We start from the raw sequence: 25,815 nt of genomic DNA on the forward strand, positions 1-25,815 counted from the left end.
TGCGTGAACCGACAAACAGTGAAGCTGACACTCATATCATCGGACCGAAATCCTAATGAGCCGATATGCAACGATCCTAGTCGAATGACCAAACCGCCCACATATCTCTTCAGATAAATAACAATTTCAAAGAGCGCGGAGACAAAACTAACCGGCGACACCTCAATCTCTTGGGGCGCTACCTGCCAACCTTAACTCCAAATTTTCCTTCGCTTTTCAGTGCCTTGCGGCGCTTCCGGCGACCGTTGCAGTGTTGTTCGCTGCTTCGGTGAGGGGGTTTCTACGGATAGTGCCCAAGGTCCGCAAGCGTCTTTTTCGGAAAACTTGCACATTTCCGTCGAAAACCTGTCATGCAATTGATTTTACACAATAATTATAGGTCAATTTCTTTGATCAAGCGGATGAAAACGTCCCTTCCGCAATAATATTTCGCAAATCACCCGATTCCGCGAAACGTCTGACTCGTTGTGCCGCTGGGTCAACGGGATTTGGGCACCAATCGCAGCGCCAAAAGGGCCAAAACCGCTGTCAGCCATAGCCAGCCTTCGGTCGATATCACCTTCATCTGGAGCAGATAATGCACTACGCCCAGCATCACGGCGGGGTAAACTAGCCAATGGAGCCTACGCCAATTGCGCCCCAGCTTTCGGATTGAGGCGTTATTCGACGTCAGTGCGAGCGGAATCAGCAATATGAAAGCGCTGATTCCCAGCAGCAGGTAGCGGCGCTTTACCAGATCCGCCAAGGCCTGCGCCCACAGCATCCCCATATCGAGCACCGCCCAAGCAGAAAGGTGCAACGCTATATAGAAGAATGCGAGCAAGCCTACCGCGCGACGATAGCGGATCAGGTTCAGGCCCAGCCAACGCCGCGCGGGGGTGATCGCGAGACCACCCACTAGGAACCACAGTGCAATCTTGCCGAGGCGATGCTCGATTCCCTTTACCGGATCGACGCCGATACCGCCGGTGAAGGTGAGATAGACGACCCAAGCCAGCGGAATCAGTCCGGCCAGATACACGACCCAGCTCGGCACGCGCCGCAGCGCCCCGTTTATCGGGGTAGACAGGCCAACCATACTCATCAGTAGTTCTTTCGCAGGTCCATGCCGGAATAAAGACCTGCCACCTCGTCTTCATAGCCGTTGAACATCAAGGTCGGCTCGCGCCCCGCAAATAGCCCTGCGCCCACGCGCCGCTCGGTTGCCTGCGACCAGCGCGGGTGATCCACCTTGGGGTTCACGTTGGCATAAAACCCATATTCGCGCGGCTGAAGCTGATTCCACGTGGTGCGCGGCATCTTGTCGGTCAGCGTGATCTTCACGATGCTTTTGATCGACTTGAACCCGTATTTCCACGGCACGATCAAGCGAATAGGGGCGCCGTTCTGATTAGGCATATCTTCATCATAAAGACCTGTCGCGAGAATCGTCAGCGGGTTCATCGCCTCGTCGATCCGCAGCCCCTCGACATAGGGCCAGTCGATGCCGCCCTGCTTTTGCCCCGGCATTTGCGATGGGCGCAGCAAGGTTTGCATCGCGACATATTTCGCGCCGGGCTGCACGCCCACGCGGTTCAGCAAATCGGCCAGTTCAAACCCGATCCACGGCACGACCATCGACCACGCTTCGACACAGCGGAAACGATAGATGCGCTGTTCCAGCGTCACCGGCTTGAGAATGTCGTCCAGCGCGTAATTGCCGGGCTTATCCACTAGACCGTCGATCTCAATCGACCACGGGTCGGTCACAAGCTGTTTTGAATAGGCTGCGGGATCTGTCTTGTCCCAACCAAATTCATAGAAATTGTTGTAGTTCGTGACGTCCTTAAGCGAATTGGGTGCGGCATCGGTCGAGTATTTCGATGGCTTGGCGGCGATCTTGGCCAAGGCCGGCCCCGCAATCGTGCCCAGCGCCAATGCGCCAGCCCCAGCCATAATCTGGCGTCGGTTCAGGAAATCGGCCTTCGGGGTTACATCGGCCCACGTCGGGTCACCGGGTCTGATCTTGCGCATGGATACCTCCTATATGCACACAATATGGGTGCGTACCGTGCCTTACGCATCCCTTTTCGGAAATGGGGGTGACATTGTTACCCCTAGGCATAGAGAAAAATACGCGCCACACTTGGGTTTGGATCACCGGACGCCCGAATGCGTTGGCGGTGTGGAAGATAAGGGAGACACAGATGAAACGACTGATCGGCGTCGCATTGGCGGCAACAGTTTTGATGGGGGCACAGATCGCGTCTGCCCAAGAGGCGCATACTTGGACGGCTGAGGACAGCTTTGAGAACGTCACCTTCGCGGTGGAAAACGCTATCGTCGGGGCGGGACTTGTGGTCGATCACGTCAGCCATACCGGCAACATGCTGGAGCGCACCAAAGATGCGGTCGGCGCGACCAAAACGCTGTTCACCGGCGCGGATATCTTTTCGTTCTGCTCGGCCAAGGTATCGCGCGAGGTGATGACAAGCGACATCACCAACGTGCAATATTGCCCCTACACGATCTTCGTATACGAGACGCCCGAAAACCCCGGCGAGATCACGGTGGGCTTTCGCGACTATCCCAAAGGCTCGATGGACCCGGTCACCGATATGCTGACGGGCATCGTCAAAGAGGCGTTGATGATCGACTGAATGAAGGCGCAGCTCACAGGTGTAGGTTGGAATATGCCTTGAGCCTGCGCGCCTCGATCTGACTTTTGCGGGTCTGGCGCAGGGTCTCCACCATCATCGCGGTGAGAAACCCGATATTGAGCAGCCCGTTCGCCGCCGCCATCCCGCCTAAGATGCGCCAGTCATGGCTGAGGAGAATGTCGCCATAGCCCAGCGTCGTATAGACAACGAGCGCAAAGTAGACGGCCTCTTCCATCGTGTGGAAAATATCGAGCAGGCGAAAGCAAATCGCCCAGGCCCAGACGCTGGCCGTCACCATCCCCAGCGCCCATAACGCGGACGCCATCACCAGAAGTAACATCTTTGGCCCGTGGGGCTCGCGCATCAGCCAGCGGGCGGAACGCACAAACATCGCCTCCAGCGCCCAGGCTGTCGTCGCAGCAAAGGACACCGTGATCAGCATCATCAGCGATCCGATAGCGATCTGGTGCAGCATGATAACCCTTTCAACTTCAACGGGCACAGCTAGGCGCGCAGCCCCTCTCGCGTCAAGCGCAGCAGTGCCGCACTGGACACGGCGCAGCCCAAGCCCTATCTCGGGGCGACCATGAAAAAACATTCTGATCCCAACTCCAAGCTGATCGCCGAAAACCGGCAGGCCCGCTATCACTACGCCGTCGAGGATACGCTCGAGGCGGGGATCATGCTGTATGGCTCCGAGGTGAAAAGCCTGCGCACCGGCCAAACCAATATCGCTGAAAGCTATGCCTCGGTCGAAGATGGCGAGCTGTGGCTGATCAACAGCTATATCGCGGCCTACATGCAGGCGGGGCATTTCGGCCATGAAGAACGGCGCAAGCGCAAGCTGCTGGTTTCTAAACGCGAATTGGCCCGGCTGTGGAATGCCACCCAACGCGAGGGCATGACCATCGTGCCGCTCAAGATGTATTTCAATGACAAGGGCATCGCCAAGCTGCTGATCGGCATCGCCAAGGGTAAAAAGCAGGCAGACAAGCGCGAAACCGAGGCCAAGCGCGACTGGAACAGACAAAAGCAGCGACTGCTCAAGCAGAATCAGTGATCACGAGCGGGTTTTACCCACCCTGCCCTTGCGTCCCCGGTTGTGCTGAGTCTAATCAACTCTGACCGGTATAGAGAGGCGCAACGCGATGGATGACCCGAAAACGCTCGTATCGACGGACTGGCTTGCCACCCATCTGAATGATCCCGATCTGCGGATTTTGGATGGCTCGTGGTTCCTGCCCCAGATGGGTCTGGATGCAAAAGCCACCTATGACGCCAAACATATTCCCGGCGCGCGCTTCTTTGATATCGACGATATCGCCGACAACCGCTCGGAATTGCCGCATATGGCGCCACCGACCGAAAAGTTCATCTCGCGGATGCGTGCGATGGGGGTGGGTGATGGCCATCAGGTCGTTATCTATGACCAGCATTCGGTGTTTTCCGCGCCGCGTGTGTGGTGGTTGTTCCGGCTGATGGGCAAGACCGATGTGGCCGTGCTCGACGGTGGCTTGCCGAAATGGGAGGCCGAGGGCCGCCCGCTTGAAGATATGCCCCCGATGGTACGCGATCGTCACATGACGGTGCAGCGCCAGTCGGGTCTGGTAAAGGACGTGACGCAAGTGGCCCATGCCTCCAAGCTTGGCGATCACGAGATCATCGACGCGCGCGCACATGGTCGTTTCATTGGCCAAGACGAAGAGCCCCGCCCCAATCTGCGCAAGGGCCATATCCCCGGTTCGAAAAACGTCCCATGGGACGCATTGCTGAGCGATGGAAAGATGAAATCCCCCGACGCTCTGCGCACAATTTTCGAGGGTGCGGGCGTCGATTTGACCAAGCCTGCAATCACCACCTGCGGGTCGGGCGTGAACGCCGCTTTGCTGGCCTTCGCGCTGGAACTGACGGGCAAGTCTGACTGGGCTGTCTATGATGGCGCTTGGGCGGAATGGGGCATGTATAACGACCTCAAGGTCGCAACCGGAGAAGCATGATGCTGAATAATCTCAAAGCGCAAGCGCCCGACAAAATTCTGGCGCTGATGGGCGAATATCGCGCCGATCCGCGTGACAACAAGGTCGACTTGGGCGTCGGCGTCTATAAAGACGCCAGCGGCCACACCCCGATCATGACCGCCGTGCACAAAGCTGAAAAGCAGGTCTGGGACAACGAGACCACGAAATCCTACGCAGGTCTTGCAGGCCAGCCCGAGTTTCACGCCGCGATGGCCGAAATGGTGTTGGGCAAAGACTATCCGGCCGACCGTCTGTCTTGTCTGTCCACCGTGGGCGGCACCGGCGCGTGCCGGATGGGGTTTGAACTGGCGCGCATGGCCAGCGAAGGCGCGACGGTTTGGGTGTCGGACCCGACGTGGCCGAACCACCTGTCGATCCTGAACTTCATGGGGCAGGCGTTCAAACCCTATCGCTATTTCGATGCCGACAGCCGCAGCGTCGATTTCGACTCGATGATGGCGGACCTAAAAGGCGTCAAAAAAGGCGACATCGTGCTGCTGCACGGCTGCTGTCACAACCCTACCGGCGCGAACCTGACGCTTGATCAGTGGGGCAAAGTCGCTGATCTGCTCGAAGCGACCGGTGCCGTGCCGATGATCGACCTCGCCTATCAGGGTTTTGGCGACGGTCTGGAGGAAGACGCAGCAGGCACCCGTCTGATCGCGTCGCGCCTGCCCGAGGTGCTGATCGCGGCCTCTTGTTCCAAGAACTTCGGGATTTACCGTGAGCGCACCGGATGCCTGATGGTGCTGGGCGATCCGGCGACGCAAGCGGTCACGCAAGACGTGCTGTCCTACCTCAACCGCCAGACCTATTCCTTTCCGCCCTATCACGGGCAGGCGCTGGTCACGCGGGTGCTTACCGATCCGGCGCTGCGCGCGGAATGGGAGGCCGAACTGGAAGACGTTCGCACCGGTATGTTGAGCCTGCGCAAGCAGCTTGCCGATGAGCTGCGGCGCCTGTCGAACTCGGATCGCTTTGATTTCGTGGCCGAGCATCGCGGCATGTTCTCGCGCCTTGGTGCGACCCCCGAGCAAGTCGCCAAGATGAAAGCGGAAAACGCGATCTACATGGTGGGCGATTCGCGCATCAACATCGCAGGGCTGAACGAGAAATCTGTTCCGCTACTGGCGCGTGCGCTGATCGACGCGGGCGTCTAAGGAAACAGCGCCAATCGAGACCGTTTAAGACGGGAACCCATCGGGTTTCCGTCTTTTTATTTCGTTTTTTGCGATTTACCCTTGATTTAGTAAGCAAGCTTATAATGTAAGAGCTTACGATATTTCTCGTCGACCGGAGTCTACGATGTCCGAACAAAGTCTCGGTTTCTTAATGCATGACGCGACCCGGCTGATCCGGCGTCGCTTTGAAAAGCGCGCAAATGAGCTGGGGTTGACCACCGCGCAATGGCGTCTCTTGGTCTATCTCAAGCGCGAAGGGCCGCTGGCGCAGGCGCGTCTGGCCGAGCTGCTGGAAATCGAACCGATCTCGGTTTCGCGCTTGGTGGATCGCATGGAAGAGGCCGATTGGGTGCTGCGCAAGAACGATTGCAACGACCGGCGCGTCAAGCTGATCCATCCCACGGCAAAGTCCCGTGCCGCCTTTGAAGAGGCGCATGACATCGCCGAAGCCATTTACGCCAAAGCCCTCAACGGCCTGTCAGACCGCGCGGTCAAACAGGTCATGAGTTCCCTTCACAAGATTATCGAAAATCTCTCCGATGAGGAGAGCCCCTCCCAGAGTTCCGAGGCCCAACATGAGTAACGAAGCAGCAAAAAAAGACACCCAGACCGGTGGGCAAGGCACCAAGAAGAAAGAGAAAAAGGGGCCGAAAGCATGGCTGCTGATTCTTGTGCCCGCCCTCATCGTGCTGGGCGGCGCTTGGTACTGGCTTAGCTCGGGCGGCTCCGAGACCACTGCGAACGCCAATTACCAGATGGCGCGAATCCCAGTGGCAACGCAAATTTCGGGACGTGTGACGAAAGTGTTCGTTTCGGAAAACGAGCATGTCAAAAAGGGCGATCCGCTGTTCGTTCTAGACAAGAAGCCCTACGAACTGGCCCTCGCCAAGGCAGAGGCCGGGCTTTCGACGGCCAAGCTTCAGGTTGAACAGCTGCGCGCGGCTTACAAGGCGGCGGTAGCCGATGAAAAGCAAGCCGCCGACAATGCGGATTACGAGAAAAAGCAGCTTGTGCGTCAGGAAAGCCTGACGGCGAGCGGTACGACGAGCCGCACTTCGCTGGATGCGCAACGCACCAAAACGCAGGCCGCGATCGACACGCTCGCTTCGGCCCAGCAAAAGGTCGCCTCCGCCAAGGTTGCGCTTGATGGCGACCCCAATATCGCGGTCGAAGATCACCCCTCGGTGAAAGCCGCCATCGCGGCCGTCAACGACGCGAAATACAACCTCTTGCAAACCGAGATTTACGCACCAACCGATGGTGTCATCTACCAAGCCGCCTCGTTCAAATCCGGCGAGATGGTCAGTGCCGGCTCCAGCGTATTCACCTTGGTTGATACCTCTGATGTCTGGGTGATCGCGAATTTCAAAGAGACCGAGTTGACGCATATTAGTGCAGGGCAGTCCGCGAAAGTTTCCTTCGACGCCTTCCCCGGACGCAAATATGACGCGACAGTCGAGGCCGTGGGCGCGGGGACAGGGGCCGAGTTCTCGATCCTGCCTGCGCAAAATGCGACCGGCAACTGGGTGAAAGTAACCCAGCGCGTGCCCGTGCGATTGCGGCTGGCAAACGGCTCGGACCTCACGGGGTTGCGCGCGGGCCTGTCGGCAGAGGTGAGGGTGGATACCAATACCAAGTCAAACCTTGATCAACTGATGGGCAACAAGGCGCAGGCCGCGCTCGCAAATCAGGGGCAATAAGCCATGGCCGAGGTTGCCACCGATAGCCCCGAAGCTAAACAGCCCAAGGCCATCGACCCCCACAACGTGCCCCATCGCGGGCTGATCATGGCCTCGCTGATGCTGGCAGTGATCATGCAGGTGCTTGATACGACCATCGCCAACGTGGCGTTGCCTGACATGCGGGCCGATCTGGGCGCGTCGCGTGACACGATCAACTGGGTGCTGACGTCCTACATTGTAGCTGCTGCAATCGTCACGCCGATGTCAGGCTGGTTGGCAAACCAATTCGGTCGACGCGAGATCTTCATGGTTTCGGTCGTCGGATTCGTGATTTTTTCGATGCTGTGTGGCGTTGCTTGGTCGCTCAATACGATGGTGGCGTTTCGTCTGGTTCAGGGCGTTTTCGGCGCGGCAATCGTGCCTTTAGCGCAAAACTTCATGCTCGATATCAACCCGCGTGAACGCCACGGGCAAGCGATGGCGATGTTCGGCGCGGGCATCATGCTGGGGCCGATCATCGGACCGACGCTGGGCGGCTATTTGACGGAAACGCTCAACTGGCGTTGGGTGTTTTATATCAACGTACCGCTCGGCATGATCGCGATTGTGGGGGCGTCAATGTTCTTGCCCGAGATGCCTAAGCGCAAGATCAAGTTCGATTTCTTCGGCTTCGCCGCCCTCGCCTTGGGGATCGGAGCGTTGCAGTTAATGCTTGATCGGGGTTCGGATTTGGATTGGTTCTCATCGCTTGAGATCTGGATCGAACTCGCCCTGTCGATCTGCGGATTTTGGGTCTTTGTGATTTGGATCTTGGGCACTGAGAAGCCCTTCCTCGATCCGCGGATGTTCCTTGATCGCAACTTGTCGATGGGCCTGATCTTTATCTTCATCGTCGGGATCGTCTTGCTGGCCTCGCTAGCGCTGCTGCCGCCAATGCTGTCAGGGATCTTTGGCTATCCGACCCTCACGACCGGGTTGGTGATGTCCCCGCGAGGAGTGGGCGCGATGATCATGATGCTGGTGATTGGGCGGTTGGTGAAGTATGTCGATTTGCGTCTGCTCGTGGTGCTCGGGCTGTCGCTGACCGCCTATTCGCTCTATATGATGTCCACCTTCTCGCCTTTGATGGGGCCGAAATGGATCATCCTATCCGGGGTCGTTCAGGGCTTTGGACTGGGCTCGGTCTTTGTGCCAATTACGACGCTTGCCTTTGCCACGCTCGATCAGAAATATCGCGGCGATGGGACGGCGCTGTTCAGCCTTGTGCGCAATATAGGCTCGTCGATCGGGATTTCGATCGTGACGGCGCTGCTGACCCATATGATCGCGGTGAACCATTCCGAACTGGCATCGGGGATAAACCCGCAGAACCTGCAAGGGCTGTCCTCGGGCAGTTCTTCGCTGGCGAAATATGGCCAGACTGCGGTCTATCAAGTGCTTGATAACCTCACCACACAACAAGCGGCAATGATCGCTTATCTTGATGACTTCAGGTTCATGATGTGGATCACGATCGCTGCGATCCCGCTGGTGGTTTTCCTGCGCAAACCAGATTATTCCACCCCGGCCCAAGGCAAGCAAGAAGCTGCGCCCGTGATGGAATAACGCCACCGTCACTGAGAACGTAAAAAGGCCCGGAACAATCTCCGGGCCTTTTCGCATTTCTGTGATCGCTCAGATCAGTTGGTGAATTCCGGATAAGCTTCCATACCCAGTTCCGCCTTATCCAAGCCCATCAGCTCGTCTTCAGCCGGAGCGCGGATACCCATCGTCGACTTGAGAATGAACCAGATGACCGTCGAGACCACGAAGACAAACACGCCAACAATGATGATCGAAACAATCTGGCCGTAGAAGGTACCGTCTGGGTTGGTGATCGGAACCGCAAGGGTGCCCCAGATACCAGCGCCAAGGTGAACCGGAATCGCGCCGACAACATCGTCGATTTTCAGCTTGTCGAGCATCGGAACCAGCAAGACCACGATGATACCGCCGATGGCGCCGATGATAGTTGCTGCGCCAAGGCTCGGCGTCAGCGGTTCTGCGGTGATCGACACAAGACCCGCCAGCGCGCCGTTCAGCACCATCGTCAGATCTGGCTTTTTATACAGAAGTTGGGTCATGACCAAGGCTGCAATCGCACCACCAGCCGCTGCCGTGTTGGTATTGGCGAAGATGCGCGAGATGTCTGCAACGTTGCCCACCGAGTTCATATAAAGCTGCGAACCACCGTTAAAGCCGAACCAACCCAGCCACAGGATAAACGTACCAAGCGTCGCAAGTGTCAGGTTTGAACCCGGCATCGGGTGGACTTTGCCATCCTTATACTTGCCGATACGCGGCCCAAGGATTAGCGCGCCAGCCAATGCTGCCCAACCACCGACCGAGTGCACAACCGTCGAGCCTGCAAAGTCGAGGAACCCGAAATCAGCATCCAAGAAACCACCGCCCCACTTCCACGAAGCTTGGATAGGGTAGATGAATCCAGTCAGGATCACGGTGAAGATCAGGAACGGCCACAATTTGATACGCTCTGCCAAAGAGCCCGACACGATCGACGCCGTGGTGGCACAGAACATCAACTGAAAGAAGAAGTCCGAACCGACCGATGCATAGGTCAGGTCAACCGAGTCAGCGCCTACGCCGACAGGTTCCAGCGAGGTCGTCGAGAAGGCACCCAATACGCCATCAATCGACCAGCCGTCGCCCGGATACATCAGGTTATAGCCGATCAAATAGTACATGATCGCAGCAATCGCGAAGAGCGAGACGTTCTTGAGCGACTGCATCGCAACGTTCTTAGAGCGCACGAGGCCCGCTTCGAGCATCGAGAACCCGGCCCCCATCCACATCACGAGGAAACCCGTGACGAGGAACATGAAGGTGTTCAGGATAAAGCCGATCTCATTGGCCGGCGGATCCATTGCGGCGGGTGCGGCAGGTGCCGCGTCTTGGGCAAGCGCGGGCAGCGCCACAGCAGCGAGAACCGCCGCAAGACCCGTAATTTTCGAAAGGTTTTTCATAGTCCTACTTTCCCCTGTCGCGTCTCAGAGCGCGTCGTCATTGGTTTCGCCCGTGCGCACGCGCACCGCTTGCCCCACATCGAGAACGAAGATTTTGCCATCACCGATTTTGTCGGTCTTGGCGGCTTTCAGGATCGTATCGACGACCTCATCAGCCAGACCGTCGGCGACGACGATTTCGAGCTTGACCTTAGGCACGAAGTTCACGGCGTATTCCGCGCCGCGATAGATTTCCGTATGCCCCGACTGAGCGCCGAAGCCTTTAATCTCGGTAACCATCATGCCACGCACGCCGATGGTGGTGAGCGCTTCGCGCACCTCCTCGAGCTTGAATGGCTTGATTGCTGCAATGATGAGTTTCACCTGTCATCCCTTCCTGATTCCGCACATCTCAATGCCGCAAACGAACGACATCGTCTGGCGTCAGAAGGACCGCTTCGCTGCGACTGCACAAGGAAACACAGGTCGGTGAATTGGACGCGGAGCCACGAAACCGCCTAAAAATTATACATTTTAGGCGCATCGCATTAAATTTAGGCAGCATGTAAAACCGAAACGTGACTTTATTCGGGTCCACATCCTGTGAAGCGGCGTGTAAATTGCGGGCAACGAAAACAAGGCAGCGGAACAGGCAAATGACACAGAAGGGCGGACGGCGCGGGTCGTTGGTGGCGGATAAACGCTATGCCACGCCAAAAAAGACCCCGACCCCCTCAAAGACGCCAAAGCCGCGCAAATCGCGTGGGCGAAAGTCGCGCCCACCTCGGCGCGGCGGAATCGCTGGTGCAATCGCGGGGATGGTCCGGTTTGTCTTGCGCATAATCTGGGGCGCGTTTTGGCGCTTTTCGATGGTGATCGCGCTCGTGGTCGGGGCAGCGACGCTGTATTTCTACTCGACTCTGCCCGAATACACGAAACTTCTGGATGGACGCACCCGTGGCTCGGTTACGATGCTGGACGATCAGAATAAGGTCTTTGCCTGGCGCGGTGAGACCTTTGGTGGGCTGATTGATGCCAAGAATGTCTCGCCCTATCTGCGCGATGCAGTAATCGCGACCGAGGATCGTCGGTTTTACCATCATTTCGGTATCAGCCCACGCGGCATCGCCTCGGCGATTGCGATCAACCTCAAGGATGGGCGCGGGCCGTTTCAGGGCAATGGCGGTTCGACAATCACGCAGCAGGTGGCAAAGCTTCTGTGCCTTGGCGTGAAGTTCAATCCCAAGGAATGGAAGAACGAGGCAGCTTACGAGAACGACTGCCGCTCGGGTGGACTCAAGCGCAAGATCAAGGAAGTGCCCTATGCGTTCGCGCTGGAACTGAAATACACCAAGGATCAGGTGCTTTCGATCTATCTCAACCGCGCCTATCTAGGCGCTGGCGCGCGTGGATTTGAGGCCGCGTCCGAACGCTATTTCGGCATCTCGGCAGCCAATGACAACCCGCAGCAAGCCGCGATGCTGGCTGGCCTATTGAAAGCGCCAAGCTATTACGCGCCCACAAACAATCTGGAGCGTTCGCAAGCACGCGCAGAAACCGTGCTGACGCTGATGCATCAACAGGGCTATCTGACGGATCGGCAATTTCTGGATGCCAAGGCGAACCCAGCCACGCTTAGCGAGGCTGCGCAACGCCGTGCGGGGGGCTATTTCGCCGATTGGCTGATGGATACGATCCCCGATTTCCTGTCGCGTGGCACAACCGAAGATGTGGTGATTCACACGACGCTGGATCAGCGCATCCAATCCGCCGCCGAAGACGCGATGCAATCGGTCTTTACCAATAAAGTCTCAAAGGGAAGTTCTGCCGAGGCGGCGATCGTCGTGATGTCCGCCGATGGCGCCGTGCGTGGCATGGTGGGCGGGCGCGCAACCAAGGTCACTGGCGCTTTCAACCACGCGACGATGGCGCAACGTCAAACCGGCTCGACGTTCAAGCCCTTTGTCTATGCCACCGCGCTCGATCTGGGCTACACGCCCGATTCGATGGTGGATGATGCGCCCCTCACCGTGAAGATGCCCGGCTCGCCCGATTGGACGCCGCGCAATTACGAGCGCAACTTCAGCGGCCCGATCACGCTGACCACCGCGCTTGAGCATTCGGTGAACGTAGCGACCGTGCGTGTCTCTGAGGCGGTGGGGCGTGAAAATGTCATCAAGGTCGCTGAGGGGCTTGGGTTTGCGCAAGATCTGCCGAACCTGCCATCCGTGGCTTTGGGGGTGGGCGAATCGGACCTACTGGATATGACCGGTGCCTATGCGGGCATCTTGAATGGTGGTTCATCGGTAACGCCCTACGGGTTGACCACGCTGACCCTGAAGGGCGAAGGCGACCCCCTGTTCAGCAAGCCCGGCGGTATCGGTGAACGGGTGATTTCGGAAAAATCTGCGCGTGAGCTGACCTATATGATGCGTCAGGTCGTGCTGCATGGCACCGGCGGGCGCGCCAACATTCCAGGCTATGAGATCGCAGGAAAAACGGGCACGACCCAAAGCTCGCGCGATGCGTGGTTCATCGGGTTCACGGCTGATTATGTCGTCGGTGTGTGGATGGGCAATGACGACAACACGCCGCTTAAGGGCGTTACGGGCGGCGGCTTGCCGGCCGAAATTTTCCACGAAACGATGAAGCGCGTGGAAGACGGCCAGCCCGCAAAACCGCTGCCGATGGCGCAGCCTTCGGACTGGCAGGCACAGGTGCAGCAATATCCGGGCGATACACAAAGCGCGGGTCAGATGACCGAAACAGTCCCGCAGCAGCCGCAGCAACAACAGCCGCAGCCGCAGCCGCAACGCCGTAACCCGTCTGATTCGATCCTGAAAAGCCTGTTGGGCGTGTTTGGAGGCAATCGAAACTAAGTGCTGATGACCGCTAAATATAGAAACGCCCGGCAAAATCGGCGGGCGTTTCTATTTGCGTATAGCACGACGTGCTAGCCGGCCGTTTTCAAATCTTGAATCAGCGCGTCGATATTGCCGCGGCGGCGGTCCAGCATCGCCCCGATCTCAGTGCGTTCCGAGGCCAGCATATTCACGCCTTCCACGATCAGGTTGAAGAACTTATCCTGACCAGAACGGTCCGAGACTTGCCAAAGCACCTCGAACGGGGCCTGACCTTTCAGGATCGCGGTGGTTTTAACCTCGTAGAAACTCTTGATCGGACGTGCGCCCTGCACCTTGAATTGCGCACCGATAAACTCGCGGAACCGCTTACCATATTTGCGCGACAGATAGCCTTGATAGGCGCGCGTAAACGCCGCCATTTGCGCCGGACTCGCCTGGCGCGCCGCGACGCCCAGCGCCGAGCGCGCGATGACATTTACATCCGCATATTTCGAAAAAATCTTCTCGAACAGGGCATACAGGGCAGGGCCGGTCTTACCCGAGCTGATCGCTGCATTCACATCGTTCACCGCCCGCTGGATCAGAGCCTTGGCTTGTGAATCATTAAGCGCTAGCGCCTGACCCGGCAACAGCGCCAGCGCTACCCCCGCGACCCCGAGGCGCAGAGCCGCGCGCCTATTGCAGCGCGGGATCGTCATAGGGATCATAGGCTGCGGCATCGTTTCTCTCCTCGCCATTGAGTTCAAATCTCCGGTTTTGCAGATATAGAAGCCGACTTTGTGCATAGCTGTCGGCGCTATCATACAGCACTGATTCCACCGTCGCGCTGTATTGTTTGCGGGTCTCGACCCTAGCCCCCAATCGGAACGCCATGGCCGTCAGCCGGGGGTCGGGATCCAGCGCGTTGAGCGGGTCAATCAGCAGATCGACAACTGTGCCCAGCGCGTCCCGCTCGGTCGAGGGGCCGATGATCGGCAGTTCCAGATACGTCCCCTCGCCCACGCCCCACACATGCAGCGTTTCTCCGAAATCGGTATAGCTCTCGGGCAACGATAAACTGGCACCGGCAGGATCGAAAACTCCGCCCAGCCCCACCGTCGAATTGATCAAGAAACGGAACGTGTTCTTGATCGCAGGCTCGGGGCGACCTTGCAAAATAGAGTTGAGCACCTTGCTGGGCAGGCCAAGATTATTGCCCACATTGCCCACCGCATGACCGATTGGACCGACGGACTTGCTGCTGTCGTCTGATGCGCGAAACAGCGCACTGTCGACCTGTTTGTTGAATTCGTGGGTTTTCCGGTTGGACGCCTCGTAGGGGTCATTGATGCCACTGCCGCGCGGCGCAGGGCCACAGCCTGCCAGCCCCGTCGCGATCAGTGCAACGATAGCGACAGACCTCCAGCCCAACCGATGCGTGGTTTTGCGTGTCACCCTATCCCCCTTCAAACGCGTCCTGTCCAACGCTCCACTGTTTGACATAGTCTGCGCAGGGCTTGCTCGCAATGAAAAGGGCGGAGCAAGTCGGGAAGTCCGCTACCGCGCGGCCCAATTTCACAGGGAATTGAGCAGCGCTTTGGTCGGCCAAGCATCGGCAGGCAGGCCCAGTCTTTTTTGTTCAGCTTGCACTGCGGGTCGCGTTTTGGCCCCGAGAATCCCGTCAATTTTGCCCACATCATAGCCACGACGCGCCAGCTTTTGTTGTAGCGCCGACATTTGCGACGCACTCAACCCCGGATCGGGATGCCCAGGGTCAAGGCGCGGTGCTCCCTCAAGTCGGGTTGCGAAATAGGCCGCCGAGGTGACGTAAACAAAGCTTTTGTTCCACTCGAACAGCACGCGGAAATTGGAATAAACCATAAAGGCTGGCCCTTTACGTCCCATTGGCAGCAGCACCGATCCGGGCAAACCCTGCGCCAGTTTACCACTACGCGCACGCACACCCATCCGCGCCCAGCTGGCAGTCGAGACTTGCGTGTCCAGCCCGGTTTTTGACCAGTCAAGATTGGCCGGCAGCACAATCTCTTGCATCCATGGCTCGCCTTTGCGCCAACCGAGCCCCCGAAGCATTTTGGCCCCGGACATCAGCGCGTCCGGCGCCGAAGTTTTCAGCCGCACATGGCCGTCGCCATCGCCATCCACTCCGTTGCGCAAGATATCCTCGGGCAGCATTTGCACCTGACCGATCTCTCCGGCCCAGGCCCCCTTCTCTCGTTGTGGGTCGAAATCGCCCCGCTGATACAGCTTGGCCGCGGCAATCACCTGCGGGCGGAACAGCTCGGGGCGGCGGCAATCATGGGCCAGCGTCAGTAAAGCGTTGCGGGTGTTGAAGTCGCCCTGCACTTGGCCGAAATCGGTCTCAAGTGCCCAGAATGCCAGAAGCACCCCGCGCGAGACGCCATACTCGCGCTCAATCCGGTCAAAGGTGGATTTGTAGCGCTTTGCATTGCGCGCCCCGTTCGTCAGGCGGTTCTGACTGATCACAGCGCTGGAGAATTGCAGGAAGTCCTTGCGAAACACGCCTTGCGCGCGGTCAGCCCGCAGCACTTTCGAATCCTGGCGCGCTCCGGCAAGAAACGCATCCGCTTGCGTCGCGCTTAAACCGGCAGCGCGGATCTCGCTGCGAATACCACTGAGAAAACCAGACCAGCTACCGCCGCATTGCGCCGCCACGGGCGAGGCGAGAAGCGAGAGGCCAAGGAAAAGAATCGACACACGCATGAGAGAACTTTCTTTTTAAATCACCTCGAGGCTAACGCGCGTTCACTTAGCCGACAACAGCCAAGACGTTGCAAATACGGCACTCTTTGCAGGTGCGGCATGGCATCGGACAAATGGTTAACTTGAATTTTACATTGGCGTGATCAGCATAGAGGCTGGGGAAGTTGTGGGAGGCTGTCATGGAATTCTTACCGAAAGATGTGCTTGAGGGGTTACGCGCGGCTCAAAAACGCGCAGCAAGCAAAGCGACTCGGTTGCGCGTTTTGGCGGGCGACGCGGCTTGGCCGGTGCTACGCCGCTTCAAGGGCGGATTTGCGCTGGATGCCGATCAGGTCACGCATCTGCGCGGCTATGTCGATCTCTATGACGGTCAAACCCATATCGCGACCTGCCTGATCGTCGCCTCCGAGATCACGGGAGGCGAGTTGATCTGCAACGTCAAACGCGAAACCGCCGTGTGCGATCGCGCGCCGCTCGATTTCGTCGCGGACGAACCCGAGCTTGCAGGCTATCTCACGAAGGCCTGAGACGGGTCTCGATCCGGTATAAAACATTGAGAAAAGGCGCCCGTTCGAGGCGCCTTTTATTATTGTAGATCGCTAAAGGCCGCTTGCAAGCGATCAACAGCCTCTTGCACCCGCGCGCGCGGTGTCGCGAGATTGAAGCGCAAGAAACTCGCGCCATCCTGCCCGAATGTCTCGCCGTGATTGGCCGCAATTTTCGCGTCTTTCTCAACCCGAGCGGTGAAGTCGGCAATTGCCATTCCGGTACCGGAAAAATCCACCCACGCCAGATAGGTCGCCTCCAGCGGCATCGAGCGCAGGCCGGGAATCGCGTTTACGCCCGCATCAAAAATCTGGCGATTGCCATCAAGGTAGGTCTTGAGCGCGTCGATCCATGCCGCACCTTCCGGGCTGTAAGCCGCAGTCGCCATCGCCAAGCCGAAGTTGTTGGGCGAAATCCCCAGCGCCATCATGCGAGCCGCGAAACGTTCGCGCAGCGCGGGATCAGCGATAATCACATTACCCGAATGGGTACCTGCAATGTTAAAGCTTTTCGTCGTCGCGCTCATCATCACCACTGGCTGATCAGGGCAAGCCACGGGCATCGGAATATGGGTGTGACCCGGCATCACCAGATCGTGGTGGATTTCGTCTGAGATCAGCACCAGATCGTGACGGCAGCAGAACGCGGCGGTGGCTTCTAGGTCCGCTTGGCTCCAGACGCGCCCGCCGGGATTGTGGGGCGAGCACAGGATCAGCATCGTTTCATTACCCGTCATCTGGGCGTCCCACGCGTCGAAATCCATCTCGTAGCGGCCATTTTCCAGCGCCAGCGAGCATTCCCGCACCTCGCGCCCCGCCGCTTTGATGGTTCGCGCGAAGGCATGATAAACTGGCGTCATCAATACCACCGCGTCACCGGGCTTGGTAAACCCGTCGATGCACAGCCCCGTGCCATTCACCAAACCATGCGTGGTGAAAATCCACTCGGGCTCAACCTGCCAGCCGTGGCGATTGGACATCCACCACTGAATGGCGGCGTGATAGGCGCTGTTGTCACCCCAATAGCCGTAGACGCCATGTGCCGCCATCGCCTCAACCGCGCGCTGAACACAGGCAGGCGGGCGGAAATCCATGTCGGCGACCCACATCGCGATCCCTTCTTGCGGTGAAACCCCGTAAATCCCCTCCATCGCGTCCCACTTTGCCGAATGGGTTCCGATACGGTCGATCATCTCGTCGAAATTGGGCGTGGTCATGCTGGTGGCTCTCCTTTTTTGCGCGGGCATATGAGCAAATCGCGCCGTCAGGTTCAAACCCCGTTTTGTCCCCCTCACAATCGCGCGCCATTGCAAGGGCGGAGTAGTTCGCCTAAATCCCCTTCTATGACGCTAAGACAGATCCTGATCCATCCCGACCCACGCCTGAAAAAGGTGTGCGACCCCGTGGCCGAGGTCACCGACGAGATCCGCAAACTCGCCGATGACATGCTTGCAACCATGTATGAGGCCCCCGGTATCGGGCTGGCCGCGCCGCAGGTTGGCGTGATGAAGCGGTTGTTCGTGATGGATTGCGTTAAGGGAAAAGACGCTACGCCCGAGCCGATGGTGATGATCAATCCCGAAGTCAGTTGGACCTCGGAAGACACCAACGTCTATGAGGAAGGCTGCCTGTCGATCCCCGAGCAATATGCCGAGGTGACACGCCCTGCCGAGGTGCGAATGCGCTGGCTCGGGCTGGACGGACAAAGCCACGAGGAACAGTTCGATGCGCTTTGGGCGACCTGCGCGCAACACGAATTCGATCACCTCAACGGCAAGTTGTTCATCGACTATCTCGGTCCGATGAAGCGCAAGATGATCACCCGCAAGATGGAAAAACTCAAACGTGAACGCGCGCGTGAGGCAAGTTCCAAGGATCTTCTGTCCTGATGGCGGTGCGCGCCTTTCTGCCCTTTGATGATCGCCGCCTGCATCGACCCGCTGATCCAGTCGAGGCGATCACCGAAACCGTGCGCATGATCTGGGATGACATGGTCGAAACGATGGATGCGATGCCCGGTGTCGGGCTTGCTGCGCCGCAAATCGGAATCACCCTGCGTCTGGCCGTGGTCGATGCCTCGGACAAGCGCGGGCAAGCCGTGCGCATGGCGAATCCCGAGGTGCTGCATGCCTCGGTGCAGATGCGCAAACATGACGAAGCCTCACCCAACCTGCCCGGCGTCTTCGCCCCGATCGAACGCCCGCGCGCCGTAACGGTGCGGTTTCTAAATGAGAGCGGCGAAAGCGAGGATCGAGATTTCGTCGGGCTTTGGGCGACCTCGGTGCAACACCAGATCGACCATCTCAACGGCAAGCTTTACGTCGATCACCTGACGCCGTTGCGTCGCAAAATGCTAGTGCAGAAATCCAAAAAGCTGGGAAAAACCTGATGCGGGTGATCTTTATGGGCACGCCTGATTTCTCGGTTCCCGTCCTTGAGGCGTTGGCAAGTGCGCATGAGGTGGTGGCTGTTTACTCGCAGCCCCCCCGTCCCGCCGGTCGTGGAAAGAAAGACCGTCCTTCGCCGGTGCAGCTTTGCGCCGAACGCCTAGGCGTCGATATACGCACTCCGCGCAATTTCAAAGCGGCTGAAGATCGCGAGGCCTTCGCCGCGCTCAACGCCGATATTGCCGTGGTCGTCGCCTACGGGCTGATCCTGCCGCAAGCGGTGCTGGATGCGCCCACGAAAGGCTGCCTTAACATCCACGCCTCGCTTTTGCCGCGCTGGCGTGGGGCGGCACCGATCCACCGCGCCGTGATGGCAGGCGATGCGCAGACCGGGATCTGCATCATGCAGATGGAGGCGGGTCTCGATACCGGCCCCGTGTTGCTGCGCGAAGCCACCGACATCGGCCCGAGCGAAACCACCGGCGCGCTGCATGATCGGCTCTCAGAAATGGGCGCGCGGCTGATTCTGGACGCGCTGGCGCAGATCGACACGTTGCAACCCACGGCGCAACCCGATGCGGGCGTGACCTATGCCGCCAAGATCGACAAAGCCGAGGCGCGCATCGACTGGTCGCGCCCTGCCACTGAACTCGTGCGCCATATCAACGGCTTGTCGCCTTTCCCCGGCGCGTGGGTCGAGATCGGGGACGAGCGCGTCAAGCTGCTGCATGCCGCCTTGGCAGAAGGGGATGGTCCGGCTGGCGGCGTACTGCACGATTTCACCATCGCCTGCGGAACGGGGGCGTTGGAAGTGCTGCAAGCCCAGCGCCCCGGCAAGCGCCCAATGGCCGCGCAAGACATTCTGCGCGGCTTGGTGCTACCCGAGACGCTTGCTTAGGCAAACCCCTCAGATCCCCTGCACGACCCGTTTGCGATGGCTGCGGATCGCCTTGCTGCCTCCGGCAGAGCCGCGCGCATAGATGCCGTAGAACTCTTGCAGCAGGTAGGTCCATGCCGGACAGTCGCGCAGCCGGGTCTGGCCCGGTTGCGCGGCCTCTGGCTCGGTGGGCGGATTGCATTCGCTCATCGCAGGTGCGTCAGCCAAGCTTGGGGGCGACGGGCACGACGATCCGGCCACGCACCTGCCCTTCGAGGAATTTCGGGGCCGTGGCAATCACCTCTTCCAGCGCAACCTCAACCACCATTGATTCCAGCTTGTCCATGTCAAGATCGCGCGCCAAGCGTTGCCACGCCTCGATCCGCCGAGGGCGCGGGCACATCACGCTATCGACCCCGGCCAGCGTCACGCCGCGCAGGATGAAAGGCGCGACCGAACTGGGCAGGTCCATACCGCCTGCCAGACCGCAGGCCGCGACCGTGCCGTGATATTTGATCATCGAGATCAGGTTGGCGAGGACCGTGCTGCCGACAACGTCAATCGCGCCCGCCCAGCGCTCTTTATTCAAAGCGCGCGGCTTACCCGTCAGTTCCTCGCGCGCCACGATCGACGACGCGCCGAGCGATTTTAGATACTCTGCCTCGCTTTCGCGCCCGGTGACGGCTGCCACGGTATAGCCCTTGGCCGCCAGCAGCGCGATGGCCACGCTGCCCACGCCACCCGTGGCCCCGGTCACAACCACTTCGCCACTGTCGGGCGTGACGCCATTGGCCTCAAGCGCCATCACGCACAGCATCGCCGTGTAGCCAGCCGTGCCAATCGCCATCGCCTGACGCATTGAGATCCCCTCGGGCAGTGGCACCAGCCATTCGCCGCGCAGATGCGCGCGAGCGCCCAGCCCGCCCCAGTATTTCTCGCCCACGCTCCAGCCATTCAGTACCACGCGATCACCCGGCACATAATCAGGGTGCAGGCTTTCGCGCACGATACCGGCCAAATCTATCCCCGGCACCATCGGAAAGCTGCGCACAACCGGCGCGGCCCCGGTCAATGCCAGCGCATCTTTATAATTCAACGTGGAATAAGCGACATCCACGGCCACTTCGCCGTCAGCCAGCGGCGGCAGATCAACGTCGCGCAGCGAAACGCTTTGGGTCTCGTCGGTCTTTTCGATGACAATCGCTTGGGTCATAGGGAACTCCGTTATTTCGATACGAGGCGCAGAAATCCGGCAGAGAACTGCCGCAGCGGCGCGGGGTTGCGTTCAAGTTTGGCGCGCAAGACCGCGCCTTCCCAGCCGGTCCAGAACAGGGCGGCTAGGGTCTCTGGGTCTTGATCTGATGCGATCTCACCGGCGTCTTGGGCGGCGCGCAGACAGGTGGCGGTCATGTCCTGCCAGCCCTCAAGCACGGCGATCAGCATGGCGCGATACTCTTTGGGCAGCGAGGCCATTTCTTGGCCAAGATTGCCGACCAGGCAGCCCCGGCGGAAGTCAAACCGGGCCATCCCGGTCTCGGCCATCTTGGCGAAGTCCTGTAAACGCGCCAGCGGCGCAAGGTCGGCGCGCCCAAGGCTTCGCGCGATCCGGGCGCGAAAAAAAGCGTCATATTCCGCGATCAGAGCCGCGCCGTAATCAGCCTTTGAGCGGAAGTGGTGGTAAAACGCCCCCTTCGTCACACCCGCAGCCGCGACGATGTCGTCAAGACGCACGGCGACATAGCCGCGCTCGGTTAGTTGCGCGAGTCCGGCGCGCAGTAACGCTTTGCGCGACGCCTGCGCATCAGGTGCAAGGCGCGGGCGACCGCGCGGGCGGGGATTTTGGTTGGCGGGCTCAATCATGCTTAATTAATATACCAAGTGGTATGAATAATAAAGCAGATTGAATCGCAGGTCCCAGCTCAGGTGCTGCGGGCATTCGTGACACAGGCAAGCATCGCAGGATCGCAGTAGAAAAGGGCGACAGTGCCGCCCCCTTCACCTTAGCGAAACCCGATAGCGCCAGCCAAAAGCTGTGCCACTGTCGCCTGAGTCAGATAGCCCGTCGCGGGCATCCCGCCAGCCGTTTGATAGCGCCGGATCGCGCGTCGGGTCTCAGGCGTAAAGGTTCCGTCCACCTTGCCCGGCTTCAGGCCCATCTGCGACAACCGCTGCTCCACCAATTGCCGCGCCACATTGGGCAGACCCAAGGCGTCCTCGCCTGCCTTGGCTTGCGCATCTTGCGCGCTGTCTTGGTTCCTTTGCTGCAACTCGGCGATACGCGCTTCTGCTTCGGCTTGAAAGGCGGGCTTGTCTCGGCTCGACAGATAGTCGCGATAGCCGGCAACCGTATCGACTTGGCGCGCAGCATCCCAATCGGCACGATCGACAGATTGCGCATCGGCGCGACGTGCGGACTCAATCGCGTCAAGACGCTCCTGCGCCAGATCTGCAAACAGACCATCGGGATATTTCTTGAGATAAACGCGCAGGCCCGGTTCATCACCCGCCTTGCCTGTCTGCTCCCAATAGGCGCGATCCTGGCGGTCGATTTCGGCTTGCCGCGCCTTGGCCTCGGCCTCCAGTTCCGCGGCACGCTTTTCACCCTGTACGGAAAGTTTGGTTAACTGATCACGCGTCAAATAGCCGGTGTCATCAAACGCATTCGCGCGTTGCCAGCGTGAAATGGCGCTCCGAGAACCAGCGCCAAAAATCCCGTCAACACCTTTGGGATCGTACTCTAGAATAGTCAGGTTTTGCTGAATCTCGCGTCGCTGGTCACGTGAAAGGTTCAGCCCATCCTCGGTGGATTTGGCCTGCTGTTCCGGAGCAGCCTGCAGCGCGGCGATACGCGCCTTTGCATCGCTGACATTCGCTCCGTTGGGATAGCGCTGAAGATAGAGTTGATACGCGTCAATCGTGTCTTCGGATTTCGCCAGATCCCAGTAGGGTGAGGCCGGGTCGGCTTGAGGCGTCTTGACTGGCGCGGGTGGCGGCGCGGTGTTGCCTGTCGCGGTGACCAGCGCCAGATCGCGCGTGATAAAGCCCGATGTCGTCAGACCGGCCTCCTTCGCCGCCTGAGCCAGTGGCGCATCAGGCCGGGCGAGATCGCCTGTCATCAGCGCGGCCACTTGCTTGGGCTCGCCATGCAGGACGCTTACGCCTTGCGGGATACTCAAGGTGCCAATTCCGGGCGTGGTCAGGCCCGACAGCGCTCCTCCCGGTTCCTGCGCGCCAAGTAGCAACACAGCTTTGCCCGGATGAGCCGCGAGCACAGTCATCACGGCCGAAAGCGGCAAGGCCTCGCTGACGGCTTCGGGCAAAGTGCCATCGCGGGCATCAACGGGCAAAAACCACGTTTCGGAATTGCTGTGAACAAAGCGCCCCGACAGCGCGACGACAACCGTGTCAGCGCCTTGTGCCTCGGTCACGAAATCGCGGAACCGCGTGCGCAATTCACCCGCATCGGCGTCGCTCATATCTAGGATCTCGAATCCAGCCTGTTTAAGGCCCGATTGAGATTTGGGCGAGGCATCCACGCCTTTGACATCGCCCATTCGGTCATAGTTTGCATTGCCCAGTATCAGCGCCAAATCGGCCGCAGTCGCAGGCACGGCAAGCGCCGCGATCGCGGCCCCCGTCAATAGCAGTTTACGCATGTGATCCTCCGTCTCTCCAATCAAGATAACTCGGATCGCGGCGTATCAGTTCCTCAATCGTATTTCCGCTGATCGTCGATGACCTTGCCATCATTGGGCAGCGCGCCCGGTGCAACCAGTTCGACCACACCCTTCATCTTGAGCGCAGCGCGAATACCTGCATCAAACTCTGCGGGTTCACTCGCGTCGGTTTCGATCTGCACGGTCATCACGTCCATCTCGCCGTCACGGCTGGCAATGACGCGCGCTTTGATAACCTGAGGATGCGCTGCGACAAAATCTGCGACCTGCTCGGGGCGCACGAACATACCCTTGATCTTGGTGGTCTGATCGGCGCGTCCCATCCAGCCCTTGATGCGCACATTTGTGCGTCCACAAGGTGAAACGCCTTCCATCACCGCAGACAGATCGCCCGTGGCAAAACGGATCAGCGGATAATCGGGGTTGAGCGTTGTCACGACGACTTCGCCCACCTCACCGGGCGCAACCGGATCACCCGTGCCGGGGCGCACGATTTCAACGATCACGCCCTCGTCCACGATCATCCCCTCCATCGCGGGACTTTCATAAGCGATGTTGCCCAGATCGGCGGTGGCGTAGCATTGCAGACAGGCAATGCCGCGATCGGTGTAAGTCTGACGCAAGGACGGGAACAGCGCGCCGCCCGAAACGGTGGCCTTGGTGAGCGCAAGTTTCACCCCCATCTCATCGGCCTTTTCCAGAATGATGCGCAGATAGTCGGGCGTGCCGGCATAGGTGGTCGTGCCGATATCAGAGGCGGCGCGCACTTGCAGCTCGGTCTGGCCGGTGCCCGCAGGCAGCACAGCCGCACCCACGGCACGCGCGGCGCTTTCAAACATCATGCCAGCGGGGGTTAGGTGATAGCCAAAGCAGTTTTGCACGATATCGCCGGGGCCAACGCCTGCCGCGTGGGCAAAGCGCCCAAGACGCCACCAGTCATGCGAGACATCGCCAGGTTCATAAATCGGCCCCGGCGACTGAAAGATATGGGCGAACGCATGGGCGGGCTTCGTGGTCAGCCCGCCGAAAGGCGGCGCGGCTTTCTGCGCGATGCCAAGGTCGGATTTGCGCAAAACAGGGAGCTTTGCCAAGGCAGCACGGTCTGCGATCTGGGCGGGGTCAATGCCATTCAGGTGTGCAGCAACCCCCGAAGCCTTCATCGCATTGGCGATCAGACGGGGAAGCGCCGCTGCAATCGCGGCCTCACGCACGTCCTCAGAACGGGTTTCCAGCTCATCGTAAAATTCGCCCATCTCTCGGCCCTTTTTCTATTGCGGAAAAACCGCCCCCATACCGCGCCTAGCATGCTGCGCAGCAAGTGTTAAAATTCAATATGTTAGGATTAGGCGAGCCAGCGTTTGCGGCGACGGTAACTGCGCACATCGCGAAACGATTTTCGCCCGTCATCGCCCATGCCCAGATAGAACTCTTTCACATCCGGATTTTCGCGTAGATCAGCCGCGGGGCCGTCCATCACGATGCGCCCACTTTCCAGAATGTAGCCGTAATGCGCATAGCGCAGCGCGACATTGGTGTTCTGTTCGGCCAGCAAAAAGGTCACGCCCTCGGCCTCGTTCACGGCTTTCACGATTTCGAAAATCTGCTCGACCAATTGCGGCGCCAAGCCCATCGAAGGCTCGTCCAGCAAAATCGTTTCGGGGCGGCTCATCAGCGCGCGGCCCATCGCGACCATCTGTTGCTCTCCGCCCGAGGTATAGCCCGCCTGCGATTTTCGGCGCTCCTTCAAGCGGGGGAAATAATTATAGACCATCTCCAGATCGGCCTGCACGGCGGCGCGGCCATCTTTACGAGTATATGCCCCGGTCAGCAGATTTTCTTCAACGGTGAGGTGCTCGAAACAGTGCCGACCCTCCATGACCTGAATCACGCCCTTGCGCACCAGATCGGCCGGGGCGCCATCTTGGACCTGCTCGCCACGATAGATGATACTGCCCTTGGTGACCTCGCCGCGTTCGGACCTTAACAGGTTCGAAATCGCCTTGAGCGTCGTCGTCTTCCCCGCGCCATTGCCGCCCAGCAGCGCTGTGATCCCGCCTTTGGGCACACTTAGGCTGACACCTTTGAGAACAAGGATGACGTGGTTGTAGATCACTTCGATATTGTTGACCTCAAGCAGGGTCGCATCGGTTTTGACGTCATCGAGCATGGGAAAAACTCCGAAGGGTTAGAGGTGGCTCCCGACCCTTGGGCCGGGAGCCAGA

At 59.1% G+C, this 25,815-nt stretch carries 27 protein-coding genes; 12 read left to right on the forward strand and 15 right to left on the reverse strand.

Translation table 11 applies throughout. The features are described from left to right. Nucleotides 1–478 precede the first annotated feature (478 nt). Nucleotides 479–1,084 carry a protein-methionine-sulfoxide reductase heme-binding subunit MsrQ gene (gene msrQ, locus ACN0SD_RS00005; RefSeq protein WP_417806166.1) on the reverse strand — a complete coding sequence of 202 codons (606 nt, stop codon included), beginning with the start codon at nt 1,082–1,084 and terminating at the stop codon, nt 479–481. Then, on the reverse strand, nt 1,084–2,013 hold the full coding sequence (gene msrP / locus ACN0SD_RS00010; protein WP_417806167.1) for a protein-methionine-sulfoxide reductase catalytic subunit MsrP: 930 nt from the start codon (nt 2,011–2,013) through the stop codon (nt 1,084–1,086). Before msrP ends, msrQ begins: the two co-directional genes overlap by 1 nt. Before the next feature lie 173 nt (nt 2,014–2,186). Between msrP and ACN0SD_RS00015 the strand changes: the two genes are divergently transcribed. After that, nucleotides 2,187–2,639 (forward strand): DUF302 domain-containing protein, encoded by a 453-nt coding sequence (locus ACN0SD_RS00015; RefSeq protein WP_417806168.1) that lies wholly within the window; start codon nt 2,187–2,189, stop codon nt 2,637–2,639. A 13-nt stretch (nt 2,640–2,652) separates the two neighbouring features. Here the strand turns inward: ACN0SD_RS00015 and ACN0SD_RS00020 are convergent, their stop codons facing one another. After that, nucleotides 2,653–3,114, reverse strand: a complete 462-nt coding sequence (locus tag ACN0SD_RS00020) for an ion channel (protein WP_417806169.1) — start codon at nt 3,112–3,114, stop codon at nt 2,653–2,655. A 111-nt stretch (nt 3,115–3,225) separates the two neighbouring features. Here ACN0SD_RS00020 and smpB point away from each other — a divergent pair, with 111 nt between their 5' ends. From smpB to ACN0SD_RS00050, 6 genes are all read left to right on the forward strand, one after another. After that, nucleotides 3,226–3,699, forward strand: a complete 474-nt coding sequence (gene smpB, locus ACN0SD_RS00025; protein ID WP_417806170.1) for an SsrA-binding protein SmpB — start codon at nt 3,226–3,228, stop codon at nt 3,697–3,699. 88 nt (nt 3,700–3,787) lie between these two features. Beyond that, nucleotides 3,788–4,636 (forward strand): 3-mercaptopyruvate sulfurtransferase, encoded by an 849-nt coding sequence (gene sseA / locus ACN0SD_RS00030; protein ID WP_417806171.1) that lies wholly within the window; start codon nt 3,788–3,790, stop codon nt 4,634–4,636. Next, on the forward strand, nt 4,636–5,817 hold the full coding sequence (locus ACN0SD_RS00035) for an aromatic amino acid transaminase (protein ID WP_417806172.1): 1,182 nt from the start codon (nt 4,636–4,638) through the stop codon (nt 5,815–5,817). Before sseA ends, ACN0SD_RS00035 begins: the two co-directional genes overlap by 1 nt. 145 nt (nt 5,818–5,962) lie before the next feature. Further along, nucleotides 5,963–6,421, forward strand: a complete 459-nt coding sequence (locus ACN0SD_RS00040; protein WP_417806173.1) for a MarR family winged helix-turn-helix transcriptional regulator — start codon at nt 5,963–5,965, stop codon at nt 6,419–6,421. Further along, the gene (locus tag ACN0SD_RS00045) at nt 6,414–7,538 is read left to right on the forward strand and encodes an HlyD family secretion protein (RefSeq protein WP_417806174.1); all 1,125 of its coding nucleotides are present in this window, start codon (nt 6,414–6,416) and stop codon (nt 7,536–7,538) included. The genes ACN0SD_RS00040 and ACN0SD_RS00045 overlap by 8 nt, the downstream gene beginning before the upstream one ends. 87 nt (nt 7,539–7,625) lie before the next feature. Beyond that, complete coding sequence (locus tag ACN0SD_RS00050; RefSeq protein ID WP_417806746.1) at nt 7,626–9,125, forward strand: DHA2 family efflux MFS transporter permease subunit; 1,500 nt, start codon at nt 7,626–7,628, stop codon at nt 9,123–9,125. A gap of 74 nt (nt 9,126–9,199) precedes the next feature. Here the strand turns inward: ACN0SD_RS00050 and amt are convergent, their stop codons facing one another. Next, nucleotides 9,200–10,543: an ammonium transporter gene (amt, locus tag ACN0SD_RS00055; RefSeq protein WP_417806175.1), complete on the reverse strand. Its 1,344-nt coding sequence runs from the start codon at nt 10,541–10,543 to the stop codon at nt 9,200–9,202. Nucleotides 10,544–10,567: 24 nt separating this feature from the next. After that, nucleotides 10,568–10,906: a P-II family nitrogen regulator gene (locus ACN0SD_RS00060; RefSeq protein ID WP_295534155.1), complete on the reverse strand. Its 339-nt coding sequence runs from the start codon at nt 10,904–10,906 to the stop codon at nt 10,568–10,570. Nucleotides 10,907–11,178: 272 nt separating this feature from the next. On the opposite strand from ACN0SD_RS00060, the gene ACN0SD_RS00065 reads away from it, so the two are divergent. Further along, nucleotides 11,179–13,401: a transglycosylase domain-containing protein gene (locus ACN0SD_RS00065; protein WP_417806176.1), complete on the forward strand. Its 2,223-nt coding sequence runs from the start codon at nt 11,179–11,181 to the stop codon at nt 13,399–13,401. A 74-nt stretch (nt 13,402–13,475) separates the two neighbouring features. Here ACN0SD_RS00065 and ACN0SD_RS00070 read toward each other — a convergent pair whose 3' ends face one another. From ACN0SD_RS00070 to ACN0SD_RS00080, 3 genes are all read right to left on the reverse strand, one after another. Continuing rightward, nucleotides 13,476–14,105, reverse strand: a complete 630-nt coding sequence (locus ACN0SD_RS00070; protein ID WP_417806177.1) for an MlaC/ttg2D family ABC transporter substrate-binding protein — start codon at nt 14,103–14,105, stop codon at nt 13,476–13,478. Beyond that, a complete protein-coding gene (locus tag ACN0SD_RS00075) occupies nt 14,062–14,820 on the reverse strand; it encodes a VacJ family lipoprotein (RefSeq protein ID WP_417806178.1) in 759 nt (252 codons plus the stop codon). Before ACN0SD_RS00075 ends, ACN0SD_RS00070 begins: the two co-directional genes overlap by 44 nt. Before the next feature lie 120 nt (nt 14,821–14,940). After that, nucleotides 14,941–16,107, reverse strand: coding sequence for a lytic murein transglycosylase (locus tag ACN0SD_RS00080; RefSeq protein ID WP_417806179.1), 1,167 nt, complete (start codon nt 16,105–16,107; stop codon nt 14,941–14,943). 179 nt (nt 16,108–16,286) lie between these two features. Between ACN0SD_RS00080 and ACN0SD_RS00085 the strand changes: the two genes are divergently transcribed. Continuing rightward, complete coding sequence (locus ACN0SD_RS00085) at nt 16,287–16,634, forward strand: hypothetical protein (RefSeq protein ID WP_417806180.1); 348 nt, start codon at nt 16,287–16,289, stop codon at nt 16,632–16,634. Between the two features lie 59 nt (nt 16,635–16,693). On the opposite strand, the gene ACN0SD_RS00090 is transcribed toward ACN0SD_RS00085, so the two are convergent. Further along, nucleotides 16,694–17,869: a MalY/PatB family protein gene (locus ACN0SD_RS00090; protein ID WP_417806181.1), complete on the reverse strand. Its 1,176-nt coding sequence runs from the start codon at nt 17,867–17,869 to the stop codon at nt 16,694–16,696. 126 nt (nt 17,870–17,995) lie between these two features. Between ACN0SD_RS00090 and def (ACN0SD_RS00095) the strand changes: the two genes are divergently transcribed. Genes def (ACN0SD_RS00095) through fmt form a run of 3 tightly spaced genes read left to right on the forward strand, consistent with a single transcriptional unit; the run spans nt 17,996 to nt 19,937 of the window. After that, a complete protein-coding gene (gene def, locus ACN0SD_RS00095) occupies nt 17,996–18,541 on the forward strand; it encodes a peptide deformylase (RefSeq protein ID WP_417806182.1) in 546 nt (181 codons plus the stop codon). Next, complete coding sequence (gene def / locus ACN0SD_RS00100; RefSeq protein WP_417806183.1) at nt 18,541–19,041, forward strand: peptide deformylase; 501 nt, start codon at nt 18,541–18,543, stop codon at nt 19,039–19,041. Before def (ACN0SD_RS00095) ends, def (ACN0SD_RS00100) begins: the two co-directional genes overlap by 1 nt. Next, a complete protein-coding gene (gene fmt / locus ACN0SD_RS00105; RefSeq protein ID WP_417806184.1) occupies nt 19,041–19,937 on the forward strand; it encodes a methionyl-tRNA formyltransferase in 897 nt (298 codons plus the stop codon). The genes def (ACN0SD_RS00100) and fmt overlap by 1 nt, the downstream gene beginning before the upstream one ends. Before the next feature lie 9 nt (nt 19,938–19,946). Here fmt and ACN0SD_RS00110 read toward each other — a convergent pair whose 3' ends face one another. The 6 genes from ACN0SD_RS00110 to ACN0SD_RS00135 form a co-directional block, all read right to left on the reverse strand. Then, nucleotides 19,947–20,126, reverse strand: a complete 180-nt coding sequence (locus ACN0SD_RS00110) for a hypothetical protein (RefSeq protein ID WP_417806185.1) — start codon at nt 20,124–20,126, stop codon at nt 19,947–19,949. Between the two features lie 10 nt (nt 20,127–20,136). Next, entirely contained in the window at nt 20,137–21,129 is a 993-nt protein-coding gene (locus tag ACN0SD_RS00115; protein WP_417806186.1) for an MDR family oxidoreductase, read from the reverse strand. An 11-nt stretch (nt 21,130–21,140) separates the two neighbouring features. Then, entirely contained in the window at nt 21,141–21,776 is a 636-nt protein-coding gene (locus ACN0SD_RS00120) for a TetR/AcrR family transcriptional regulator (protein ID WP_417806187.1), read from the reverse strand. Nucleotides 21,777–21,916: 140 nt separating this feature from the next. Beyond that, the gene (locus tag ACN0SD_RS00125; RefSeq protein ID WP_417806188.1) at nt 21,917–23,572 is read right to left on the reverse strand and encodes a peptidoglycan-binding protein; all 1,656 of its coding nucleotides are present in this window, start codon (nt 23,570–23,572) and stop codon (nt 21,917–21,919) included. A 53-nt stretch (nt 23,573–23,625) separates the two neighbouring features. Beyond that, complete coding sequence (locus ACN0SD_RS00130) at nt 23,626–24,846, reverse strand: phenylacetate--CoA ligase family protein (RefSeq protein ID WP_417806189.1); 1,221 nt, start codon at nt 24,844–24,846, stop codon at nt 23,626–23,628. A gap of 89 nt (nt 24,847–24,935) precedes the next feature. Further along, on the reverse strand, nt 24,936–25,760 hold the full coding sequence (locus tag ACN0SD_RS00135; RefSeq protein ID WP_417806190.1) for an ABC transporter ATP-binding protein: 825 nt from the start codon (nt 25,758–25,760) through the stop codon (nt 24,936–24,938). Nucleotides 25,761–25,815: the final 55 nt, after the last annotated feature.

The sequence above is a fragment of the Thioclava sp. genome (genome assembly GCF_048263065.1).
Classification (GTDB): Bacteria; Pseudomonadota; Alphaproteobacteria; order Rhodobacterales; family Rhodobacteraceae; genus Thioclava.